The following is a 3,880-nucleotide window of genomic DNA, read 5'->3' as shown; positions in this document are numbered from 1 at the left end:
CGGTGCAGACGGTGCAGACGGTGCAACCGGCCCCGAAGGCCCCACTGGCCCCGCTGGTGCAGACGGCGCTGATGGAGCAACCGGCCCCCCTGGTTCTGGTTTTGCCATTAACTTTTCTCCAGGTGGAGGTTCCCCATACACTGCTGTCAGAACGCAAAGTGGCCTTCCAACTGGAATCTCCATTATGATTTCTGGCGGATGTTCTGCTGAGCTTGCTATGACTGGCGGAAATTCCTTTACAGTACCTTTTGCAGCAAACTTGACTCAATATTTTCTGACTTTCCCGTTTGATGTAGCTGTGACATCAATATCGGCCATTTATAACAACAGTGCTGCGCTTGCAACGAATGTTAATTCCGAGCTTCGTCCCTTCATGGCTTTGGCAACATCGGCGACTGGAACTTACAATTTTACTGTTATTCCAGAAACACTTGCATATTCTGATCAACCTTATGCTAGCGGAACTACTATTCCCGTTAGCACAATATTGCAGACAACATCTTACACCCCGCCGACAACCGTTACAATTCCAGCCGGGACAATTATTGCCATAGTGAACGGATGGCAGGACATGACAGCTGCTGCTGATTATTTAGTAGGGATGTATACTTTCGGCTCAGTTGGCTTCTCTTTTGCTTAAAACAAAATGATGAATGACACGGCTAAGTATATTGGACCGTCACTTCCAAAACACCCAATTTCTTAGAAGATGGCTGTCACACTGGAAATGAAAACCATGTGGTGTGACAGCCTCTTTTTTTAATATATAGTTGTCTTACAGCCCTGGCAACGGAGTTGGCCAGAGTTCTCTACTCTTTTCAAGTATCCACCAGAAATCCGCACGCTGATTTATACCTCGAAAATGCTGTCAAAAAAGCATTCGATTTCGTAAGTATTATAAATCAAACTTGTCCATAGATTTGAACCCACGCCCACGGTCTTTGCTCAAAAATGAGTAAACAAAGTGACTTGCGCACCTCAAAGATTCAAACCTATTAATAACATCAGCGACCTTTCTGACACAATAGAAAAGCCAAAAAGAAAGCGGCTTCTTTCATAGATAGCCAACAATAAAATTTAAAAACAACGACTTGAACCGGAGAAGTGGAGTGCAGGAATTCACTTTTATTCTCCGGCTTTTCCTGTTTTCTGGAAAGGGGAAATCATGCTAGTGAGATACAAGCGAAACAAGCAGAGAGCCTGTTATAATTCGAAGAGCCTTGTGACAGTCGGCAGACCTTAGGCGGTGGAACGCCCTCACAGACCATTGCTAAACTGCCGCAGCAGCCCCATACAAGACCCCAAAGGGATACGCCCGAAACAGAGTTCACTAATTCAGTAAGTTCGATTTTTCCCCACTGTTTAAAACACACAGTTCACTTTTTTCGCGGTTTACCAGAATAACATCCTTAAATGCACATGAGGAAAGAACAACATCATGACAGACCACAATTGCTCCGTTCATTTCAAGAATAATTTGCGTTTTATTCCCATCAATAATATTTGCCACAAAAAGCATAAGGTTTATCACGTATTTGCCGGGCCTACTTATTACAAACGTACCTTCTGCAGGATCGTAGTTTATATATGGTGCTCCGTTCGTGATTTCTGTATTAAACTTTATGGTTTTATCAGAAACGTATATACGCTCCGCTCGTTCCCTGGGACATACATCTGCATATTGTGCACCGGCAAGGTCGACTGCCGGACCCGTAGGTGTATCCAACTCTTGTGTAAAGAGGAAAAATGGCACTTCAATGTTGGCTCGCACATACATTGTTATTAAGAGTACGCACTCTTATTCTGGAATTATCGAGAGGAATAGCGCTATGATAAATAATGATAGGCATGAATACGACACCCTCGAATCGGGCGAACCCACTAATGGGAGCGCAAGATCCGGATGTGCGTCCTGCTCTACCACTCCAAATTATAATCCGAATTGTCCCGTTGGCCCCCCGGGCCCCCGTGGACCCGAGGGGGCCCGGGGCCGGAAGGTTCTCAGGGTTCTCAGGGCATCCCTGGACCGGCTGGTCCAATAGGACCGGAAGGACCTGCCGGGACGGAAGGTCCGCAAGGTCCTCAAGGGGCGCAAGGTTGCCAAGGGCCGGAAGGACCACAAGGACCACAAGGGATACAAGGCGATGTTGGCCCAACTGGACCGACAGGCCCAATCGGCGTAACTGGCCCGCAGGGTGATATCGGACCAACGGGTCCTACCGGGACAATCGACCCTGGAGATTTCCTTTTTAATGTAGTTGGGATTACCGGAACAGCTACTATGAAATATGGCGATGACTTAATTTTTGAATCTACTACACTTGATATTACTGTGACACCGGGCTCCGCTATTGTCACCATTGAGAATCCAAGCGTTACCGGCCCCACCGGCCCGCAGGGCGACATCGGGCCCACTGGCCCTGCAGGTGCAGACGGCGCAACCGGCTCCCAAGGCCCCACGGGCGCTGTTGCTACAAATCAAAATGCATTCATTGCAAATTTTACACCTATAACAACATTCATCCCTCAGCATACTCCAGTGCCTTTAGACACTAATTTGATATTATCTTCTGATATTACACATACACCGAATACCCCCGATATAGTGTTAGCAGAAGGCATCTATTCTGTTGAATATACAGCAGTTACTGGAACCGATGATGCTGTCAATGCGAGTGCTGAGTTTACCTTAGACGGCGTAGCCATCCCTGGCTCGGCAACAATTGTAAAAGGATTGACTGTCGCTATCGCTGTGACTATAAGTGGGGGTTTTATTGTAAGTGTTGGGCCCGGCTCTGGCACGCTCCGAATGGTCGCAGATTCTAATGGTGGAAACACCTACGACTCAGGCTTTTCTGAAATTCCGAATATTACTATTCGGATAATTAAGCTGTCTTAACTTATCTTTCGGAATGCCCGAGATTAGGTTCTTCAATTGAAATATCAACGCAAATAGAAAGGGTATAAATGTCAATTGCTTAATTATAAAGTGGGTTGCCGTTATTTACAGTCGAAAACTAACAGGACAGGAGTGCGTGACTGGAAACCAGCACAGGAGATAGGGTGATAACAGGAGGAGTTATTAACACAACTGCTGGAGGCCTCAACTTGGGTTTATTTCCTAAAACGGAACCATTACAAAGGTGTCAGGTTATATCTCGACATCAGCAGGGTGTACTATTACGGCAGAAAATATAGCAGATACTATTGTTCAAATGTATAGAACAGTGTGGCTTACTGAAAATGATTTTGAACCTATTGGACCACTGGTGCAAATATTGCCGGCTTATTCCGGCGCTCCGGCAATTGGCACAAACTCAATTGGAAATGAGGTTACCTCCATTCCTGTTTCTGAAGGTGATCGCTTAGTGTTGGTGGCTACTCGCAACATTACCGGAAGTAACCCGTACAGCGCAGCTTTGTTGTGGTATTGAGTTGGTGATATTGAAATAAGCTAGTAGCTTTAGTTAAAACGATGATTTTCTCCCAAATGGGCGGAGGAAATCGTCGTTTTACTTTATAGTCAATCTCTAAGACTATAAGAAGCATGGATATGCAATATTATGGATAAATGGGAGTTCAATTCCCTGTTTTGTGAAAAAAGCACCGGTGCTACGCAATGACATCCATTTTGAGTTTTGCATAATTAAACACATTATCATCTTTATGTACTTTAAAATGCATAAAGTTTCCTAAATTATTAAGTTAATTGTATATAAATAAGTGTTGTATGCGTTCAAATCCTGTCACCTCGACCATAGGAGTATCCTCATGGGATACTCCTATTTTTTTATGTTAATTACTGAGTTGAAAAGAATCTTGATTTGGTTGCACGGTTCCGTGCAACCTTTTTGTTTTGACTCTGTATGTAGCGGAATTT

Annotated in this window: 3 protein-coding genes and 1 pseudogene; 3 read left to right on the top strand and 1 reads right to left on the bottom strand. The window is 44.7% G+C overall.

Going from position 1 to position 3,880, the window contains the following annotated elements; translation table 11 throughout:
- Window positions 1-640 (top strand): annotated as a pseudogene (locus tag RTU96_RS10255) (hypothetical protein); the annotation flags it as partial.
- 690 nt (window positions 641-1,330) lie between these two features.
- Here RTU96_RS10255 and RTU96_RS10250 read toward each other — a convergent pair.
- On the bottom strand, window positions 1,331-1,726 hold the full coding sequence (locus RTU96_RS10250) for a hypothetical protein (protein WP_312636494.1): 396 nt from the start codon (window positions 1,724-1,726) through the stop codon (window positions 1,331-1,333).
- Between the two features lie 555 nt (window positions 1,727-2,281).
- On the opposite strand from RTU96_RS10250, the gene RTU96_RS10245 reads away from it, so the two are divergent.
- On the top strand, window positions 2,282-2,899 hold the full coding sequence (locus RTU96_RS10245; RefSeq protein ID WP_312636493.1) for a hypothetical protein: 618 nt from the start codon (window positions 2,282-2,284) through the stop codon (window positions 2,897-2,899).
- A gap of 316 nt (window positions 2,900-3,215) precedes the next feature.
- Window positions 3,216-3,434: a hypothetical protein gene (locus tag RTU96_RS10240; protein WP_312636492.1), complete on the top strand. Its 219-nt coding sequence runs from the start codon at window positions 3,216-3,218 to the stop codon at window positions 3,432-3,434.
- Window positions 3,435-3,880 lie beyond the last annotated feature (446 nt).

The organism is Oscillibacter sp. (assembly GCF_032018205.1).
GTDB lineage: Bacteria > Bacillota > Clostridia > Oscillospirales > Oscillospiraceae > Oscillibacter.
Note: the sequence above shows the minus strand (reverse complement) of the source record. Positions and strands in the feature narration are given on the sequence as shown.